The organism is Dyadobacter sp. CY356 (assembly GCF_021440195.1).
In the GTDB taxonomy this organism is placed as follows: Bacteria; Bacteroidota; Bacteroidia; order Cytophagales; family Spirosomataceae; genus Dyadobacter.
The window spans coordinates 563,341-581,702 of sequence record NZ_JAJTSZ010000002.1; the positions used below are offsets into that span (position 1 = coordinate 563,341).

General features: G+C 39.7%; 17 protein-coding genes. 4 read left to right on the plus strand and 13 right to left on the minus strand.

Annotation, left to right across the window (positions count from 1 at the left end; genetic code table 11):
• The 5 genes from LXL81_RS08690 to LXL81_RS08710 form a co-directional block, all read right to left on the minus strand.
• Complete coding sequence (locus LXL81_RS08690) at positions 1 to 642, minus strand: HD domain-containing protein (protein ID WP_234646338.1); 642 nt, start codon at positions 640 to 642, stop codon at positions 1 to 3.
• Positions 643 to 896: 254 nt separating this feature from the next.
• Positions 897 to 1,337, minus strand: a complete 441-nt coding sequence (locus tag LXL81_RS08695) for a PepSY-like domain-containing protein (protein ID WP_234646339.1) — start codon at positions 1,335 to 1,337, stop codon at positions 897 to 899.
• Positions 1,338 to 1,396: 59 nt separating this feature from the next.
• A complete protein-coding gene (locus tag LXL81_RS08700) occupies positions 1,397 to 2,227 on the minus strand; it encodes an HAEPLYID family protein (RefSeq protein ID WP_234646340.1) in 831 nt (276 codons plus the stop codon).
• Between the two features lie 72 nt (positions 2,228 to 2,299).
• Positions 2,300 to 3,565 (minus strand): HAMP domain-containing sensor histidine kinase, encoded by a 1,266-nt coding sequence (locus LXL81_RS08705; RefSeq protein ID WP_234646341.1) that lies wholly within the window; start codon positions 3,563 to 3,565, stop codon positions 2,300 to 2,302.
• The gene (locus LXL81_RS08710; RefSeq protein ID WP_234646342.1) at positions 3,562 to 4,239 is read right to left on the minus strand and encodes a response regulator transcription factor; all 678 of its coding nucleotides are present in this window, start codon (positions 4,237 to 4,239) and stop codon (positions 3,562 to 3,564) included. Before LXL81_RS08710 ends, LXL81_RS08705 begins: the two co-directional genes overlap by 4 nt.
• Positions 4,240 to 4,686: 447 nt before the next feature.
• Between LXL81_RS08710 and LXL81_RS08715 the strand changes: the two genes are divergently transcribed.
• Genes LXL81_RS08715 through LXL81_RS08730 form a run of 4 tightly spaced genes read left to right on the plus strand, consistent with a single transcriptional unit; the run spans position 4,687 to position 10,886 of the window.
• Positions 4,687 to 5,958: a TolC family protein gene (locus LXL81_RS08715; protein ID WP_234646343.1), complete on the plus strand. Its 1,272-nt coding sequence runs from the start codon at positions 4,687 to 4,689 to the stop codon at positions 5,956 to 5,958.
• A 12-nt stretch (positions 5,959 to 5,970) separates the two neighbouring features.
• Positions 5,971 to 7,053 carry an efflux RND transporter periplasmic adaptor subunit gene (locus LXL81_RS08720; protein WP_234646344.1) on the plus strand — a complete coding sequence of 361 codons (1,083 nt, stop codon included), beginning with the start codon at positions 5,971 to 5,973 and terminating at the stop codon, positions 7,051 to 7,053.
• A 4-nt stretch (positions 7,054 to 7,057) separates the two neighbouring features.
• Positions 7,058 to 10,168: an efflux RND transporter permease subunit gene (locus LXL81_RS08725; RefSeq protein WP_234646345.1), complete on the plus strand. Its 3,111-nt coding sequence runs from the start codon at positions 7,058 to 7,060 to the stop codon at positions 10,166 to 10,168.
• Between the two features lie 37 nt (positions 10,169 to 10,205).
• Positions 10,206 to 10,886: a hypothetical protein gene (locus LXL81_RS08730; protein WP_234646346.1), complete on the plus strand. Its 681-nt coding sequence runs from the start codon at positions 10,206 to 10,208 to the stop codon at positions 10,884 to 10,886.
• Between the two features lie 76 nt (positions 10,887 to 10,962).
• Here the strand turns inward: LXL81_RS08730 and LXL81_RS08735 are convergent, their stop codons facing one another.
• The 8 genes from LXL81_RS08735 to LXL81_RS08770 form a co-directional block, all read right to left on the minus strand.
• Entirely contained in the window at positions 10,963 to 12,459 is a 1,497-nt protein-coding gene (locus LXL81_RS08735; protein ID WP_234646347.1) for a hypothetical protein, read from the minus strand.
• 173 nt (positions 12,460 to 12,632) lie between these two features.
• Positions 12,633 to 13,211, minus strand: a complete 579-nt coding sequence (locus LXL81_RS08740) for a DUF4136 domain-containing protein (protein ID WP_234646348.1) — start codon at positions 13,209 to 13,211, stop codon at positions 12,633 to 12,635.
• Between the two features lie 110 nt (positions 13,212 to 13,321).
• Positions 13,322 to 13,462, minus strand: a complete 141-nt coding sequence (locus LXL81_RS08745) for a hypothetical protein (protein ID WP_234646349.1) — start codon at positions 13,460 to 13,462, stop codon at positions 13,322 to 13,324.
• A gap of 43 nt (positions 13,463 to 13,505) precedes the next feature.
• Positions 13,506 to 15,020: a Do family serine endopeptidase gene (locus LXL81_RS08750; RefSeq protein ID WP_234646351.1), complete on the minus strand. Its 1,515-nt coding sequence runs from the start codon at positions 15,018 to 15,020 to the stop codon at positions 13,506 to 13,508.
• A 180-nt stretch (positions 15,021 to 15,200) separates the two neighbouring features.
• Complete coding sequence (locus LXL81_RS08755; RefSeq protein ID WP_234646352.1) at positions 15,201 to 15,821, minus strand: hypothetical protein; 621 nt, start codon at positions 15,819 to 15,821, stop codon at positions 15,201 to 15,203.
• A 7-nt stretch (positions 15,822 to 15,828) separates the two neighbouring features.
• Positions 15,829 to 16,203: a hypothetical protein gene (locus tag LXL81_RS08760; protein WP_234646353.1), complete on the minus strand. Its 375-nt coding sequence runs from the start codon at positions 16,201 to 16,203 to the stop codon at positions 15,829 to 15,831.
• Between the two features lie 179 nt (positions 16,204 to 16,382).
• Positions 16,383 to 17,636: a HAMP domain-containing sensor histidine kinase gene (locus LXL81_RS08765; protein WP_234646354.1), complete on the minus strand. Its 1,254-nt coding sequence runs from the start codon at positions 17,634 to 17,636 to the stop codon at positions 16,383 to 16,385.
• Positions 17,633 to 18,310, minus strand: a complete 678-nt coding sequence (locus tag LXL81_RS08770) for a response regulator transcription factor (protein ID WP_234646355.1) — start codon at positions 18,308 to 18,310, stop codon at positions 17,633 to 17,635. Before LXL81_RS08770 ends, LXL81_RS08765 begins: the two co-directional genes overlap by 4 nt.
• Between the last annotated feature and the right edge of the window lie 52 nt (positions 18,311 to 18,362).

The window sequence follows — 18,362 nt, forward strand, 5'->3', positions numbered from 1 at the left end:
TTAATCAGCCATTCTGTTTTGATGATGAGAAACTGCCATCATTCCTCTTGATTCTTTTCTCTTCAATCTTTCCAGATTTTTTCTTTTACCGAATTCGAGAAGTTTTTGTCCGTAATCTGTTTTAAAAAAATGCGATTCCAGTAAACAGATGGTTGCCTTTCTCCAATGACTACTATCTATTTTACATCCCGTTTTTCTTTCTACTTCCTCGTGCATCAACATATCACGGGCAGAAAATTGTTCAGTCCCAAAATGATAAAGATCTGCATCACACATGATTTGTTGTAACAAATTTTCAGGTTTCTGAGGCATCACCGTTGCCATTATGCATTTCTGCACTTCCTGAATGAGCGACTCTTCAACTCCCATTTTTGACAGAAAACTGCGCGCCATATCAGCACCTCTCTGCTCGTGCCCGCAAGGTTCACCAGTGAAATATCCGGTATCATGAAACCAGGAAGCCGCTGTCAAAATGAAAGTTTCTCTGTCGTCAAGCCCATAGTGACGAGCCATTTTGGTCGCATGCATAACAACATCCCGGGTATGCGCAAAATTGTGGAACGTTAGCGTCGTATCCTCTTTTGCACCAAAAAAATGCCCTACATAGTGCTGAACATTTTCAAGAATTTCCGAATACCTCATATGCTGAAAATAAAATTGTCTCTCTGGATAACATCAGGTTCAACACCCATTTTTCACGATTTATACAAAACCTGTACCAATGTAGTGAACAAATTCGAATTCATTTTGAATTTACAAATAGAGAACGGACTTTCCGAAAAAAAATTTCCTGTTTATTTGCTTGCAGGTCAAAATTTTGATAAAAAATCATAACGCCATAGAAACGATACGCAATTTTAACATTTTGTCCCTTATTATTACGAACAACGAATCGATTAATCCTCTTTCTTTTTGCTAACAACTTTGCCGCCTTTGTCAAATGTCACATGCATTTCTGAGGATGCCGTTTTCAATTCCACTTTGTAAGTAACTACTCCGGCATTATCCGTTTTTTTAGGATCATGAACTGTGTATCCTTTGTAATCTTTCGCTATTACTGCTGTCACCTCTTTTGGCAATTGATCTGCTTTTATTTCCTGTTTATGTTTTACTATTTTGCCTGTTTTATCAAGCCAAAGTTCATGGTCGTCTTTAACGATTTTAAATTCAACTTTGTAAAGCCCGGCCTTCTGCTTCCACTCCACTTTTTCCGCTTTGGCATATTGCTGTTTGAAGGTATTCAGCACAACCGAAGGCACCTCCGTTTCTTTTATATCCTGGCCAAAAGAAACAGCAGCATAAAACATCATAAAGGCAACAAAAATCAACTTTTTCATAATAATGTAAATTTAGTTTTTACTTCAAAATCACCCCCTTAAACAAACCAGTAGATATTTTACCGTTTTCTTCTCGGAAGCTCATAAATAACACGGGCCAAAATGCTGACTCCATGATCCTTTAAATTTAATGGAATTCCGGTCACTATTCCTAGCGCGAGATTGGGAGTTAATGCCAATTTAATTTGTGGCCTGACCACCGTTTCCGCTTTCATACCTATATATTCCTGATTCATTTCCACCCCTAGCAGATTCCCCGTTCCGCCAAATTCATAATGCATGCTGGCGTTAATCTGGTAGTACTTCTCCGGCTTATTTTCACCAGACGTAAACTCCCACTCCGGACCCGTATAAATCATTGAATGCACATGTTTTCCCCATCTTTTTGCTACAACAAAAAAAGGGCTCACACTATGACCTTTTAACGGAGCAGAGCCATGACTTAATGAATAAAAAGAATGTGCTTTAAACTCATGAATGTAACCAATGGCCATGGAAACACCACATTTTGGTGCAACCAGGAATGTATATTGTGATGCAAGTTTAACACCTTCCATTCTGTTTCTTGGCATTTCATCTCCTTCTTTATGTTCAAATGCCGGCTTATAAAAAGTAAATGGAACTTCAACTTCCAGACCCAAACGGTTAACAGGCGAAAATTCATATTCAAAAAAACCCGTGTTGGCTACATAACCACTTTTGTTTTCCATGCCCCAACCCAAATTCAATTCTTTTTCACCTTTTCGGGCTCCAAGGTCCCGGATCAGGTCCATGTAAATCGGCTCGGCATGATGTATCTTCGCCGGAATTCTTTTCGATAAAGAATCATTCTGGCTAAAAGCAAATGAATGAATAGCCAGTAATAACAGTGTTGTGATGATGTGTTTCATACTTTTAACGTTTGTCGATACAATGTTAAAAGTCAAAACCGGAAAGAGTTGGTAATTTTCCTGATCCGGTTTTTATTTAGAAGATACAGTCATCACGTGTCCTTTTTTGTAGGAATAATCAATCGTTAAATCATACAGATTCGCTATGGCTTTAACAATAGCCAGCCCCAAACCTGTGGAATTTTTCTCGTTACTCCTTTTATTAAATCTTTTGAAAATATGGTTCCTATCCAGGGGAACCTCGCTTCCTGAATTTTGTATGGAGAAGGAAGAAGAAGATACGGTTATACGCACAAATCCATTCGGTATGTTGTGAACGATAGCATTTTTAATAAAATTGGTAACCATTATTTCAGACAGATTTTTATTCATTCCAACCAAAAACTGACCGTTTTCTTGATAAGAAAATGTTATATTCTTATAGTCTGCAAAATCCGTAAATTCTTCAATAATCGTTTTAAAAACCGAATTGAAATTGACCTTTTCATTATACTGAAATTGCTTGTTTTCAATTTTTGATAAAAGTAATAAAGATTTATTCAGCCTCGTAAGCCGCTCCAAAGTCTGGATAACCTGACCAATCGCCATAAGATTTGCTTCCGTTAGATCCTCTTTCTCCGAGAGTAATTCAAGCTTATTTATACTGATAGCGAGGGGTGTCTGCAACTCGTGAGATGCATTTTCAATAAATTGTTTTTGTCCGTTATAAGCTTCAAGAGATTGATTGATCAGCAAACTTACTGCTTCATTTAACTCCTTAAATTCCTTCACCCGAGTATCTGCCGGTTTTATGACCGGATCTTTCCCGAGTTTAAACTGTCTTAATTGTTCAAGCAAAAGATAAAACGGCTGCCAGGTTTTTTTCAGAAGGAAATTGTTAACTATTATTATACTGGCAAGTAATGCGATATAAAGCCAGATTAGTGAATAAAACAAATCCTCGATCAGGTCATCTTCTTCAACCATCGACGAAATTACTTTCAATTCATAATACCGTTTATTAAGTTCGAAGGCCGAAGTAAGCATTCTGACCGGCTCGAAATCTTCCTCGTTCAACATGTACATAAGCGTATCCACATGGATATCTTTTTGTCGCAAAGCCACGGCTTCCGGAATTTGCCGGATTTCATAATTACTTTCGGCAAAGTCATTTTTAGTGAGAATGGTAGAATCTTCCTGTGCTTTTTGTATGACAAGCAGTTTGTAATTATCAAGCCCGTCATCCAGACTATCATATACTTCGTCGAGCATATTGATATAAAATATCGCCGCCCAGACGGTTATGATAACGAACAGGGTTATAGACAAGTATTTGAGCGTGTGATTAAGTAGCTTCATAGTACCACCAGTTTATAACCCAGGCCATATACTGCCTGAATTTCGACCCCGGCCTGGCTGTCTTTCAGTTTCTTACGAAGATTTTTAATTTGTGAATAAATAAATTCATAGTCGTCAGCTTCATCCATATGATCACCCCACACATGTTCAGCCAGGCTTGTTTTATTTACAAGCCTGTTTTTATTCACGATCATGTATGACAGAATATCAAATTCTTTACGGTTCAACACTAACAATTCGCCGGCAATATGAACAGTCCGGTCGTCAGTATCCAGTTTTACATTGGCAAGTTCAATCGTATTTTTTCCACCAAATGATTTTCGCCTGAGGACGGATTTAATTCTGGCGTTCAATTCTGCAATGTGAAAAGGCTTGGTCAGATAATCATCCGCTCCGAGATCCAGGCCGGTCAGCTTGTCATCTAATGAATCCTTTGCTGAAATAATTATCACATTATCCGATTTGTCAAGATCTTTTAATTCCTGAAGTATATCCAGTCCGCTGCCGCCGGGAATCATGATATCGAGTAAAATACAATCGTAATTAAAGGAAATAATCTTGTCCAGCGCGCTCGTATAGTCAGATGCGGTTTCTACAAGGAAGCTTTCTTTTTCCAGCGACTGGCGTATTACTTCCTGTAATTCCGCTTCGTCTTCAATTATCAGTATTTTCATAGGAAACAAAGTTCAGAAACAAAACCGGAAACAAACGGGAATTTGTTCAATGAGTGAATTTCGAAAGATATAATAAGTGCATGCTTTTGATCAAATTACCATTCAGCATTGATTATTATTATACCAATTTTATTCCATTATCGAATATTTTCAAATTATTACACTTTTGTAAAAAGATGTCCTCGCTGTCCTCATTCTAAAATTTCTTTCGGTTATTTATAATCTAACATTGATAGATAATCCCTGATTTTACACCAGACGCAGATATTTTTCCACTAATAAAATGGCAGGCAAATAACAACCGCTTAAAATCGGCTGTTATTTTTACTCATATTTGGAAAAAGGGCCTGCAAGACAATTATTATCTTAGAACACAATCAAATAAAGTTCATATATGATATAAAATAATTATCTATTTTAGGTTCAGAATAACTATCTCACCTAAATATGAAGCATACTTTACTATTGTTAGGTTTAAACCTGATTTCTATTGTTCCTGCCTATGGGCAGGATACATTAAAGCTCACACTGGAACAAGCCCAGGAGCGGTTTGTCCAAAAAAACTTTGCGCTGATCGCCCAAAAGTTCAATGTTAACATTGCAGAAGCTGGCGTTGAGCAGGCGAAATTATGGTACAATCCAAATCTGTTTGTGGAGACAAATCTTTACAACGGATACACGCACAAATTTTTGCCCTACGGCAAGCAGGAAGATTTAATTAATCCTACGGGAGGTGTTATCAATTTACAGCTTCAACAGGTATTAAGTTTAACTGGGAGTCGGAGCAAACTGGTAAAACTGGCGCAATCCAACGTAGCATTGCAGCAATCTGCTTTTCAGGATGTGATGCGAAACGCTCGTTATGCGTTATCTCAGACATTTGGCAATCTTCTTAACGAGCAATCCAAACTGCGAATGCTTAATGACGAGAGGTTGCGTCTGGAAAGTTTGCTTGAAGCATTCCGGGCACAGCTTAAACTTGGAGTTATTGCTCCATACGAAGTTACAAGACTGGAACTTGAACAAAAGAATTTCGAACGTGATCTTGCCAATCTAAACGTCCAGATAGCTCAGGACCAATCTGTTATGCGGGTTTTGTTATCGGAAAGCGGAACGGTATACATAGTGCCTGCGACCTCCCCGACATCCACAAATAACTTACCGGCATTAACCCAGCTTCTCGATGTGGCTTATGCCAACAGACCCGATTTACAAGCTGCTCAGTTACAAATTCAGTACAATCAGAACAATCTGACCTATCAGCGGTCTTTGGCAACGCCAAATCTGACAATTGGAGCAGATTACCAACGCGTTGGCTCCGCATTTCCACATTATGTAGGTTTACAGGCACTCATAGATCTGCCCGTGAGAAATAAAAACCAGGGGAATATTCAAAGTGCGAAAGTAGGTATCGATCAATCAAAAACAACTTCTGATTTAACACATTTGCAGGTTGAACAAGATGTTGTTGCGGCCTCACAGCAATATCAGCAGGCGTTGATCCGGCAACAAAGAATTTCTCAGGCTTATCTTCAAAGCATAGAAGAAATTTCAAAAAATGCGACTGAGGATTATGCAAAAAGAATCATTGACCTGGTTAGTTTTATTGATAAGATCAGGGCATACAAAGATGCGCAACTCAATCTGATTGATCTTCAAAATGACCTCTTTCAGGCACAGCAACTCCTCAATTTTGTAACCAACTCAAAAACCTTCTAAAATTCTCGCCTCATGAAATTATTGATAAGATTAGTCCCGCTGGCCTTTTTATGGCTGGCAGCATGCAACCGTTCTGAAAAACCCAAGGAAGCAGAAACAAAAGATACAGGCTCAACATTCAGAACGGATACCGTACAATTGAGAAATTTTGAGGAAGAACTTCAATTCACAGGTCAGGTTTCTTTTGATCAGAAAAAAGTGGATAAAGTATTTCCAATAGTCAGCGGAAATGTGCTGGAAGTGAAAGCTGATCTTGGTGCTTACGTCAAAAAGGGACAAGTACTGGCGACTTTGCAAAGTGGTGATGTAAGTGATTTTTTGAAAGATCAGAATACTGCAAAAGCTAATTATGATATTGCGAAACGTAATGCAGAGAATGTTGAACAACTTTACAAAACCAAGTTTTCTTCTGAAAACGATCTGGTGAATGCGAAAAAACAACTGGAAATTGCGAGCTCGGAATTGGAGCGTTCAAATCAGGTTCTGAAACTTTATGGAGGTACAGGCGGACCTGGAAAACAACCGGTCTTCACGGTGAAAGCACCGGAAAGCGGCTACGTGGTTGAAAAAAATGTCAACGCAGATATGCAGATCCGTTCAGACAATTCGGATCCGTTGTTTACAATTTCAGATTTAACAGATGTGTGGGTTCTGGTTAATATTTACGAATCTGATATTCAGGCAGTAAAAGTTGGTGCGCAGGTTAATATCACAACATTAGCTTATCCTGATAAAGTTTTCACCGGTTCAATTTCAAATATCAGCCAGGTAATTGATAACGATAGCAAAGTATTACAGGCAAGAGTTGTTCTCCCAAATCCAGGCGGCTTGCTGAAACCGGATATGTTTTGTAATGTAAAACTGCATATTGAAAAACCAGAAAAACTGCTGGCTGTCAATCCGATTTCTGTCATTTTCAGTCAGGACAGTTATTTTGTCATTAAGGAAGTTAAAGCTGGTGAGTATAAAACAGTCCCGGTTGAAATCCTGAAAAATACATCCAAATTCATGTATGTGAAAGGAGCATTGCAGCACGGCGACAAAGTGGTTACTGAGGGTGCATTGATGTTATTCAGCGAATTAACCAACAATTGATTCTATGGATAAGCTCATAAAAAGTATCATCGGATTTTCGCTCAAAAATAAAGCGATTATCTTTTTCATCACATTGCTCGTTGTTGTTGCCGGAGCGGTAAGTTTTTACTTTACACCCGTTGAGGCCTATCCGGATGTAACCAATACGGAAGTTGTGATCATCACGCAGTGGCCTGGAAGAAGCGCCGAAGAAGTCGAACGTTTTATTTCTGTTCCCATTGAAACGGAAATGAATTCGATCAGCCATAAATCTGCTCTTCGTTCTATCAATTTATTCGGTTTATCTTTTATCAAAATCGTTTTTGAAGATGGAATTGATGGCTTTAATGCCAGAATGGAAGCGTCCCAAAAACTGGCGAATGTGAACCTGCCTGACGGTGTTGATGCCGAAATTCAACCACCCGCGGGGCCGACAGGAGAAATTTACCGGTATACGCTGGAATCTGCTACGAAGACAAATACGGAGCTGAAAACGATTCAGGATTGGGTGGTAGAAAAAAGTCTCAAAGCAGTATCAGGTATTGCGGATGTTGTCAGTTTTGGTGGGCATATCAAAACTTTTGAGGTAAGTGTCAATCCAAATCTTCTGGCAAAATATAATCTCACAGCACTTGATATTTACAGTGCCCTGCAAAGAGCGAATGTAAACGTCGGTGGCGATGTTTTGAGACAAGGCCAACAGGCTTTTGTCGTTCGTGGTATCGGGATTGTAACAAGTGTAGCCGATATTGAAAAAATTATTGTCAAAAATTTGAACGGTGTTCCCGTGCGGATGACAAATATTGGTACCGTCCATGAGTCCGCATTACCACAGCTTGGAATTGTCGGCCGCGACAGTCATGATGACGCAGTTGAAGGTATTGTTTTGATGCGGAAAGGTGAAAATCCGGGCGAAGTTTTACCTGCTTTGAAGGCAAAAGTTGATTACTTAAACACTATTGTTCTTCCATCTGATGTAAAAATCAAGGTATTTTATGACCGTACGGAACTCAACAGTCATACACTCAGGACTGTTGGCGAGAACGTCGCCATGGGTATTACGCTGGTAACCGTAATTCTTCTTATTTTCCTGGCCGACTGGCGTACAACAGTTACTGTGGCCCTTGTCATTCCGCTGGCTTTGTTGTTTGCATTTATTTTGATGCGCGCAAAAGGAATGAGTGCAAACCTGCTTTCCATCGGTGCCATCGATTTTGGTATTATCATTGACGGGGCTGTGGTAATGGTTGAAGGACTTTTTGTAATGCTGGCCCACTGGGCAGAAACGGAAGGCATGGAGAAATTTAACAAACGGGCTAAACTCGGGAAAATTCTCAAAACAGCGGTTGAAATGGGTAAATCCATTTTTGTTTCCAAACTGATTATTATCACGGCATTGTTACCCATCTTTTCATTTCAGAAAGTGGAAGGAAAACTTTTCAGTCCGCTCGCCTTTACGATGGGTTTTGCCCTTTTGGGAGCTTTGTTGCTTGCACTGACTTTTGTGCCCGTGATGAGCAGTATATTATTAAACAAAAATGTTCGCGAACGTCACAACCCTATCATCGAATGGCTTAACAGAAATTATTCACCACTGTTGAACCATGTGATGTTGCACCCGAAAAGAGCAGTAATCACAGCGGTTGCCGCCCTTTCTATCGCAATCTTTTCCTTCCGATGGGTAGGTTCCGAATTTCTTCCGCATTTGAATGAAGGCTCCATTTATGTTCGTGCAAGTATGCCGCTTTCTGTAAGTCTGGAAGACAGCTATCATTATACCAGAAAATTCCGCCAGATTTTTGAGCAGTTTCCTGAGGTCAGAGGCGTAATTTCCCAAACCGGACGACCCAATGACGGAACAGATGCAACGGGTTTTTTCAATCAGGAATTTTTTGTTGATTTATTTCCAAAAGAAGAATGGAAGCGGGACATTTCCAAGGAAGAACTGATAGGCCAGATGCAGGCAAAACTTTCCATTTACAAGGGCATTGATTTTGGATTTTCCCAACCTATTTCTGATAATGTTGAAGAAGCGGTATCCGGGGTGAAAGGGTCCATAGCGGTCAAAATTACCGGTAATGATTTAAACCTGCTTGATAAAAAATCTGATGAGGTTTTTGCTCAATTGAATACAGTCAGCGGAATTGAAGATCTGGGAATTTTCAGAAATCTTGGTCAGCCTGAGTTACGGATCACCTTAAATCCCGATAAAATGGCACAGTATGGCGTCGACGCAGCAGATGCCAATGCCGTTATTGAAATGGCGATAGGTGGTAAGGCTGTAAGTCAGGTTTATGAAGGTGAACGGAAATTTGATCTGCGTTTACGTTACGATCTTCCATATCGCTCTTCGATTGATCAGATTGGAAATTTGCTTGTTCCTACGTTAAACGGAGGTAAAATTCCATTGAAAGAAATTTCTGCAATCAAAAACCAGGCTGGTCCCGCGTTTATTTACAGGGAAGACAACGCCAGATTTATTGCAGTAAAATTCTCTGTTCGCGGTCGTGATCTCGGAAGTGCAGTAGACGAAGCGCGCCAGAAAGTAAAAGATCACGTCAAACTTGAAAAAGGTTATGAAATAAAATGGAACGGCGAATTCGAAAATCAGGAACGAGCGGAAAAACAGTTAATGATCGTTGTACCGATTAGTATTTTATTGATATTTTTTATACTTTTCGCATCATTCGGAAATACACTTGATTCGGTGCTTGTATTATTAAATGTTCCTTTTGCGTTAATAGGCGGAATTGCTGCATTATTGATAACAGGCGTAAATTTCAGTATTTCGGCAGGTGTGGGGTTCATCGCTTTATTTGGTGTGGCAACGCAGGATGGTGTAATTCTCGTAAATAAGTTCAGACATAACTTACAAGCAGGGATGCCGTTGGTAGAAGCGATAAAAGACGGAGCGAGGTCACGATTAAGACCTGTTATCATGACGGCTCTGATGGCTTCTCTGGGACTTTTACCAGCCGCGCTTAGCACAGGGATTGGTTCGGAAACGCAGAAACCACTTGCTATTGTAGTGATCGGAGGATTAATGACGGCGACATTGTTATCACTGTTAATACTGCCTACCATTTACGAATACATTTACAGCAGCAGGGAAAAACGAAAAAATCTTTTAAAATAAGTCAGAGGAAGTATCCGGTATGAGAAATAGAAAGTGCATGGATGGTTATCAAACTGGACTCAAATCCATATGTCTGTGCTTTTTATTGATACTTATTTCATGCAAACTTTATGCACAGAAAGATACTTCCTCTACGCCCAAAGCAGGTTTGCTTTTCAATTTTGATTCCCGGAATACATATATCCAAAACAAACGCATAAATATCTGGGGGCTGCGTGCAGGTATGAGTTTTGGCAAAAAAACGCACCGCATTACGCTGGGCTATTACTGGATGGGTTACGATGCATCTAAATCTGTTATACGCTGGCATAAGGTGTTGTCTCCAAGAATCAACATGTCTTCCATCACCCAGACTGACGTGCAATTTCTAAGTCTGGCTTATTGGTATCCCGTGTTAAAAACGCGTAAATGGACATTACTCGCTCCCGTTGAATTTGGTATTGGAAAACAGTCTTCTCATTATAAAGATTTTTTTGAAGACATTTTAATGAGGCGCAAAGAACGTTATTTCCAGCCATTTCAGATTGGTATTTATGCAGAGCATAAGCTAACACCCTGGGCTGGATTGTATGTACAGACAGGATATCGAAATGCTATTAAAAGTGGAAATATTGATCATCACTTTGGCGGAATGTATTACAGCTACGGTTTGACAATATATCCGGAAACAATTTATAAGGATCTAAAAAACTGGCGTTTCAAGAGAAAGAAAATATAGAAGTTGATTGAAAACAAAACAGGCAGCTTTCACGGCCGCCTGTTTTGTTTTCAAATTATATAAAACGCATCCACTATTATCGACGTCCGCCGCCACCGCCTCTCATTCCGCCGCCTCCGCTACGGAAACCACCACCACTAAATCCACCACCGCCTCTGCTAAAACCTCCGCCATTGGATGGTCTGCTAAAACTGTTACCTCCATAGCTTCTGTTGCCATAACTTTGGCTTGGTGACATGGAACGGGTTCCTTGTGAATAAGTACGGCCTTGGCTAAATCCACCATTACGGGGAGATGACAACCAGTTTGAACGGGCACTTCCCATATTTGGACTGTAATGTCTACCGGCTACTCCTATGAAACCATTGCTGCGAGGCGAAATAAAGCGTCCTCTTGACAAATAGTTGTTACGGTAGAAATTACCATAAGTACGGTACAGGTGAGGATAATATCTGTAAGCCCCACCGAAAAACCAGCTTGAAAATCCGAAGCTCGGGAATCCGTACAAGCCCATTCCATAATATAAACCACCACCAAAACCGTAGGCACCAGGATACCACATTGCCGAGCCGTACCAGGAAGGATAACCAAACCAGTATGGATACGGATTGTTGTATACATTTACAACTTTGTCACCGGTTGGCGCAGGATAGCTATATCCGTTATTAGCCGAGGCATATTGTTGCTGAGCCTGATTATATTCTTGCTGAGCTTGTGGATCCTGCGAAAGATCATGTTGATAATCAGCAAGATCCTGTTTGTTTTGAGCTTCCTGTTTGTTATGAAGATCTGCAAGATCCTGACGTGTTCCATCGGGGTCATTTCTAAACTCACGGCCTAAACGGGCAGTAAGATCACTATGATCATTTAAAATCGACAAAACATCCGGCATTTCCTGCAAGTTTCTGAAAGCATTTTGAGCATCCTGATTTAGAGGACTTACCATATCTTCAAATGAATTCATAGCCTGCTGGTTCAAATTGTCAACTGTCAACAAATCACTATGGTGATTATTATATAATTTCCAGGCAGATTCTTTTAAATCCGAAGATGCATTAGGAACATTGGCTACCAGACCGTCAATCTGTTCTTTGGACTGTCTGCGAGGCAATGTTGCAAGCTGGTGCATCAAATCCGGATAGCGGGAAACTTCGTAAAACCAGTTTTGTTTTTTCTGAGGGTAATCCTGAATTGTGGATTGGAAAGCCTGAGAAGTATTATCTCTGATTTGTGCAAGTTTGGCCAAAATATCAGGATACTGCGTAGCCACTAAAATGTCATTTCTGACATCATCATTGTACTGGGCCACCATCGATTCAAGACTTTGTTGGGCCGGAGCAGACTGTCTGTTAGTATATGATTGTTGCTGGTTACCATACTGCTGCGGACTGGCATATTGCTGCTGATTTCCGTATTGCTGATTGCCATTATTATTTTGATAATTTTGGCTGTAACCTGTAAACGATGTAGTTACTAACAAAGCAGCTGCAAAGACTGATGTTGACAAACGAGGTTTAAAGGTATTAGCTCCGGTTGTTGTTATATCGGAATTACCTTTTTTATGCGATTTCATGAGCTGATGTGTTAAATTTTGAATAATTTCTTAACCTTTAACGCATTAAAATTACAATGACATTCTGTTGAAATATTGTAGTTAGAGAACAAGATTGAAATAAAAATAATTTATTTTTACATACAAAACAGGCATCATTTCTGAAGCCTGTTCTGGTAAGTTTATCTCACTCCTTATCCCTGAACCGGGAAGTCTTTCATTAATTTTTTAACACCTTTGTTAATTCTTTTTTCCAGATGATTAGGATTCGTCACATCTCCGGAGATTGCTTTTTGCCAGATTATATCTCCGGTTTTTGCGTCAACCACATCCAGTATCAATGTTCCGTCGGTGTTGTTTGTGGAAGATGGATATCCGCCATAACCGCCGTATCCGTATCCCCCGTAGTAAGGCATTCCGTAACCAAATCTTCCAAAACCCATCATGGGATATCCCATCATAGGATAACCACCTACCCCATAATAATTTCTGCGTACACGTTGTGTATACGTATGAAATTGAAGCAGCAGATCAGGATGCTGCGTTTCTCTTACCAATCCCTTTCCATTTAAAGCCGCATCAAACGCCTGCTGTATACGCTGACGGGAATAGGTACTGCTGTACATCGGATTTTGATTTTTTTTCATGTCCGGTACAATCCAGTTGTAAGTATGCGCTGTTACGCCACTCATTGTTTTTGGTTTTGAATTATTTGCAAAAACCATTGTGCTGAAAACACTTAGCACTCCCAATAAAATCAGGCTCTTTTTCATTTTTGTACGATGATTAAATTTTTAATACTTAGAAAATAACTTTTCATTTAAAAAAATAAACATTGCATCTGTTTGGGCGGACATACCGGTTTTTGGAACGGACTTGCCTGTTACTGGAACGGACTTGCCGGTTTCTGGAATGGACTTGCCGGTTTCTGGAAGGGACTTGCCGGTTTCTGATATGGACTTGCCGGTTTTTGATATGGACTTGCCGGCTTTATAGTCAGAAATGCCAGTTTTTGGGCGGACATGCCGTTTATTTTTGGGCGGACACAAGGCCCGCCCCTACCAGTCTCACAAACCAATTGCATAATATTGTGTTTCCTGACTTCCAGGATATACTCCCTCAATCATGACTCCACCTTTTTTACCTTCCAATGCTTTCATCGCTTGCTGCACGTTTCCAACAGGTGTTTTATCTATTTTAGTAATAACGAATCCGTCCTGCATATCAGTATTCTGACGAACTTTTCCTGCATTAATTTGGCTCACAATTACACCTTGTTCTACATCCCAGTTTCTTTTTTGTTGCGTTGTCAAATCCTGCAATTCAATTCCAAGGTTGTCGAGTGTTTGAGCCGATTTTTCCGCTACCAGTGTTCCTGTGTTACTTTTTAAGATTACGGTAACTTCTTTGTCGACCCCATCGCGATTCACATTGACATTGACTTTATCACTTGGTTTATGCTGCGCGATTGACTCTTGGAGCTGGGGTACGCTTTCAATTAGATGTCCGTCTATTTTTGTGATCACATCACCGATTTTTATTCCGGCATCGCGTGCAGCACTTTGCTCAGCAAAACTTTCAACGCGAACGCCTTCATTTACTTTCAAATCATATGATTTTACCTTTGCACCATCAACTTCACTGATCCCTACACCCAGATAACCTCGTTGCACAGAACCGAACTTCGAAATATCTTCAACCACTTTATGCGCGATACTGGAGGGAACTGCGAATGAATAACCTGCAAATTGTCCAGTCTGGCTCGCTATGGCAGTGTTGATCCCAATAAGATTTCCGTTTAGATCCACAAGTGCTCCACCGGAATTTCCAGGATTCACCGCTGCATCTGTTTGAATAAATGACTCAACAGGTGCTTTTGAGTTTTCACCTAAAATATTGATACTGCGTCCTTTCGCACTGACAATACCCGCTGTAACAGTTGAGGTCAGATTGAAAGGATTACCAACAGCCAAAACCCATTGTCCTACTTTCACATTTTCTGAGCTGCCGAAAGATAGCGCCGGCAGGTTTTTAGCATCAATTTGAATCAGAGCAATATCGGTGTTGGGATCAGAGCCAATTACTTTTGCTTTGAATGTCCGCTTATCGGCCAATGTAACTTCCAAAGATTCCGCGCCCTGGATCACGTGATTATTGGTTACAATATAACCGTCCGGATTTATGATAACGCCGGAACCCGAGGCCTGCGCTTTTTCACCTCTTCCCTGTCCCTGCGGACCATCCTGACCAAATGGACTGCGACCACCGAAAAACTCTTTCAGTTCATCCGGAACCTGCATCTGACTGACATTTCTTTCTGGTTTAAGCGTTGATTTAATATGCACTACCGCCGCCGTTGCTTTTTGGGATGCGAATGAAAAATCCGCTGGAATCATTGCTACGTTATCACCCGTATTTTTATTATCAAGACGTGCCTTCACAACCGGCATATTGTTTTCTACCCAATTTGAAATTGTATCAGGCTTACTAAAATGCTCATAAGCTGCAAATGAAGTTCCTCCCAAAAAGGCAAATGCCAAAGCAACAGGTGCCAGTTTTTTAATATTTTGTTTTTGAAACATGACTATACTTGAAGATTAAGTTGAATGATGGATTAATTGACGATAAAAGACTACTGTATTAGGATCAGCTGAAACTTAAACTGCTGCTTTACTCGTTTGTTAATTCAAAATTGCAACATGATCCTGTTGTAATTTTGTCGGGATTCTGAAGGAATTCTGAAGTTTTAAATTTATCTCAGATTAAAAATTGATATAGATGAAGGAAGACGCCAAACTGGAATATTCAGGAAACAGCAATTGCTTCACTGACCAGTTATTGTAAGCGCACAAGTGAGGAAGTTGTTGTTGAAATTGTCGATATTTTGACATAATAAATGGAAGGTGAGCAATCTGATCCGGCTGGTTAGATTTCGACGTAAGCCAATCTCGTACACAGCCGATTACTGATATGACCTTAAATTCATGCGCCATTGGATCCTGGCCTGCTAAATCTGAAAGATACACTTTGGACGAATATTTATTTCCTTCCAAAATAAGATAGCTCTTTTTTTTCTGTTTTCCTGTACCATACTTTTGGCAGCCAATAAATAAGCCTAGTTCAAGCGGCATATTTAATCTGCCATCCTTATGGGAAACATCATGTATACCGAATTGACAATCTTTTATGAGGTCAGTTATTTTTTGTAATCGATTCTGATCACCAGCAAACTCCAATGCACATCGGGGTGTAAAGTCACAGGCGTGAATTGTGAAAATAATAGCGTGAAAGATTTTTTTAAATTGCGTATCAAATGGGCAATTAATGAAGACACTCTCCTCAAATACCGGTTCCTTATGGATCCTTTCTCGTGTAATATTCACCGGCACTTTATTTTTTCAATGCCCTGTTTAAAATAGCCAAAACTGCTTTTTCAGCCATTTCAGCAGTGTCTGGTGTGATAGATGGATTTGGCACAGCTTTAAATTTTCTTCTAACCGGAATTCCTACGAAAGGCCTGGTTCCATTACCAGATGTCAATTCTCCCGTAAACTCATTTCTTTTAATCCAATGCCCGGTATTTTGATTCCTGGTTTGAGAAAACATGAGATTTTTATCTGTAACCGATTCGTTATTTATATCCAATTCCTGTAAAAAGGGTCCCGTGTAAGTTGTTACGGATTTCCGGGACCTTGTGTTAACCGATTTAGAAGATTGCTGATATACCATGCCATCTTCTTTAAATTCTTTCAAATCGTTACTCATAGCTTTGGTCGTTTATTGATAATGAGCCAAAATTTACAATTTTAAAAGTCAATAAAAAAACCTCAATTTCCCCTTAACTCTTATTTGATTAAAATATTCATAATCAGCATAAAACATAAAAAAAGGAAGGTCATAAACCTCCCCCTTTCTCTTTTTATTAGCCATGAAAAATCTTTATATTACCAACTTACGGTCAAAGTATGCCATTCGTTGTCTATATCATATTTTAAGTTCTGTCCGTTCACCTCGCAAATTGTTTTAACAAGAGCAAGACCTAGTCCCAGTGATGCAGATAATGTGCTTTCTTTTCTAAAACGTTCAAATAGCTGCTCCGGGTTCAAATTCATAATTTTTCCTGTATTTTTCACAGATAAAAATCTTTCACGTAAGGTAATAATAATCTTTCCCTTTTCAACGTTATGGCGAATCGCATTTGTCAATAAATTATTAACAAGAATTTCGGCCAGCGCGGGATGAATTATTATCCCTATGGGTTCAAGGTCTGTTTCAACACTAATTTCACGTTTAAGGACCAAATCTTCAAGGTCCTCCAACTTTCCGTTGATAATCGGCACCAGATTAACCGGCTCTGTTCCAGCCAAAAACTGCCTGTTCTCAATCTTTGTTAGCAATAATAATGCCTGATTCAAACGCCCCAAACGATTGGCTGCTTCACTTACGCCCGATAATATAACAAGTTGTGATTCAGTTAAAGTTTCATCCTGGAACAATCCTTCAATTTTTGAAAGGATCACTGCCAGAGGCGTTTGTATTTCATGCGATGCATTTTCGGTAAATTCTTTTAGATTTTGATATGCCGTTGCTATTCTTTCAGTAAGCTGTGTAACAGCCTGGTTGAGCTGATCAAATTCCAGCGTTTCCTCTTTCTTAAATTGCAGAGTTTCATGCTGTTGAATCTGGTATTCGTCCAGCTTGCCCAATGTATTGTAAAACGGCTTCCACAAACGTTCTGATAACCAGCTATTTAATAACAAAAGAGAAACCAGTAACAAGGCGACAATAAAAGTAATCGTCATCACAACCGTTTCCAGTAATCGCTGTCTCTGCAAAAGCATTTTACTGATTGTAATCCTGTACCATTGCCCCAGATATCTTTCATAAAAAACCAGTTGGCGATATGGCTGATATTCATTTTCAGCAAGATTCAACATGGAAATCTCCCTCATGAAAGTTCTTCCAGGATAAGCAACCGGTTGAAGCTGCAAACTATCGCCAAGTTGTAGAATATAAACGGGTAACGTGTCCAGATGCCTCAGTTGCCAACGCACTTTAACCTGGCTTTGAGCCAATTCCTTATTTGCCTCCCTGTCAATCAGATACTTCACAGAAACATAAAAGAGTCCGGCTCCCAAAAAGAGAACGGTCATCGATGTTACCAGCTGATAGCGAAGGATCCGGAGTAATAATCTCATTGTTCACTGAACTTATATCCTACCCCGTAAATCGATCTCAGATAATCCGGACAGCCTTTGTCCATCAATTTTTTTCTGAGATTTTTAATGTGGGTATAGATGAAATCAAAATTGTCCATCAAATCCGCATCATCGCCCCACAAATGTTCAGCGATGGATTCTTTGGTCAAAACACGATTTTTATTGGCAATCAAATAAATAAGCAGGTCATATTCCTTTCTTGTCAGGATAATTTCCTGGCCTTCCACCGATACAAAATGTTCCTGCGGTTCTATTGTTATCTTCCCAAAACGGATTTGCTGATTTCCCTGAAAACTTCTGCGCCGAATCACAGCCTGAACTCGTGCATTAAGTTCGGATAAGTGAAATGGTTTGGTCAAATAGTCATCGGAACCTAGATTCAAACCTTCAATTCTGTCATCCAGGGAGTTCTTGGCAGAAATAATGATGATCCCGGTTTCCGGATTTTTCTTTTTTAATTCTTTAACCGCATTTAAACCATCTCCGTCTGGCAGCATGATATCCACCAGTACGCAATCGTACTTGTATATATTTATTTTTTCAATTGCCGATTCGTAATCCGGAGCCCATTCACAAATGAAATTTTCACGCTGAAAATAATTCTGGATACTCGTGGCAAGTGCTTTTTCGTCTTCTATGAGTAATAGTTTCATAGCCTGATATTTTCTACAAATGAAACTATGAAATTTGTTGCAATTCTGTACT

What these genes read in the sequence shown, in the direction of transcription:
- LXL81_RS08765 (WP_234646354.1), bottom strand. Translation starts at nt 17,636, where the DNA reads ATGAGATTATTACTCCGGATCCTTCGCTATCAGCTGGTAACATCGATG.
- LXL81_RS08740 (WP_234646348.1), bottom strand. Translation starts at nt 13,211, where the DNA reads ATGAAAAAGAGCCTGATTTTATTGGGAGTGCTAAGTGTTTTCAGCACA.
- LXL81_RS08750 (WP_234646351.1), bottom strand. Translation starts at nt 15,020, where the DNA reads ATGTTTCAAAAACAAAATATTAAAAAACTGGCACCTGTTGCTTTGGCA.
- LXL81_RS08725 (WP_234646345.1), top strand. Translation starts at nt 7,058, where the DNA reads ATGGATAAGCTCATAAAAAGTATCATCGGATTTTCGCTCAAAAATAAA.
- LXL81_RS08700 (WP_234646340.1), bottom strand. Translation starts at nt 2,227, where the DNA reads ATGAAACACATCATCACAACACTGTTATTACTGGCTATTCATTCATTT.
- LXL81_RS08710 (WP_234646342.1), bottom strand. Translation starts at nt 4,239, where the DNA reads ATGAAAATACTGATAATTGAAGACGAAGCGGAATTACAGGAAGTAATA.
- LXL81_RS08705 (WP_234646341.1), bottom strand. Translation starts at nt 3,565, where the DNA reads ATGAAGCTACTTAATCACACGCTCAAATACTTGTCTATAACCCTGTTC.
- LXL81_RS08735 (WP_234646347.1), bottom strand. Translation starts at nt 12,459, where the DNA reads ATGAAATCGCATAAAAAAGGTAATTCCGATATAACAACAACCGGAGCT.
- LXL81_RS08745 (WP_234646349.1), bottom strand. Translation starts at nt 13,462, where the DNA reads ATGTCCGCCCAAAAACTGGCATTTCTGACTATAAAGCCGGCAAGTCCA.
- LXL81_RS08720 (WP_234646344.1), top strand. Translation starts at nt 5,971, where the DNA reads ATGAAATTATTGATAAGATTAGTCCCGCTGGCCTTTTTATGGCTGGCA.
- LXL81_RS08770 (WP_234646355.1), bottom strand. Translation starts at nt 18,310, where the DNA reads ATGAAACTATTACTCATAGAAGACGAAAAAGCACTTGCCACGAGTATC.
- LXL81_RS08760 (WP_234646353.1), bottom strand. Translation starts at nt 16,203, where the DNA reads ATGAGTAACGATTTGAAAGAATTTAAAGAAGATGGCATGGTATATCAG.
- LXL81_RS08730 (WP_234646346.1), top strand. Translation starts at nt 10,206, where the DNA reads ATGGATGGTTATCAAACTGGACTCAAATCCATATGTCTGTGCTTTTTA.
- LXL81_RS08695 (WP_234646339.1), bottom strand. Translation starts at nt 1,337, where the DNA reads ATGAAAAAGTTGATTTTTGTTGCCTTTATGATGTTTTATGCTGCTGTT.
- LXL81_RS08690 (WP_234646338.1), bottom strand. Translation starts at nt 642, where the DNA reads ATGAGGTATTCGGAAATTCTTGAAAATGTTCAGCACTATGTAGGGCAT.
- LXL81_RS08715 (WP_234646343.1), top strand. Translation starts at nt 4,687, where the DNA reads ATGAAGCATACTTTACTATTGTTAGGTTTAAACCTGATTTCTATTGTT.